At 48.6% G+C, this 354-nt stretch carries 1 protein-coding gene; it reads right to left on the reverse strand.

What is annotated here, in order from left to right; genetic code table 11:
- The coding region (locus tag HPT30_RS31315; RefSeq protein ID WP_175369652.1) for an IS3 family transposase at positions 1–354 on the reverse strand (354 nt) is incomplete at both ends.

The following is a 354-nucleotide window of genomic DNA, read 5'->3' on the forward strand; positions in this document are numbered from 1 at the left end:
TAATATCTGTAACCCATACCTGATTCGGTTTTGTGCACACATCGAAGTGTTGGTTTAACCAATTCGGCGCAATAGGGAAGTCATGGTTTGAATCGGTCGTTTGGACTTTGAATTTACCCATAGCCTCTGAGCGAAGATCACGGGCTCGCATGAGTCGGCCTACAGTTTTTTCGCCCACGGTAAACCCTTCTTCATGCAGTTTTTGAGTGATTTTGGGACTGCCGTATATCGCGTCATTGTCATAAAAGTGGTACTCGATACGCGCTAACAGCTGTTCACGCCGCTTCTTCCGGTCACTGGGAGGCGTTGTCCGCCATTTGTAATACCCACTTCGGGATACACCGAGTACGCTGC

The organism is Paenibacillus agri (assembly GCF_013359945.1).
In the GTDB taxonomy this organism is placed as follows: domain Bacteria; phylum Bacillota; class Bacilli; order Paenibacillales; family Paenibacillaceae; genus Paenibacillus_AQ; species Paenibacillus_AQ agri.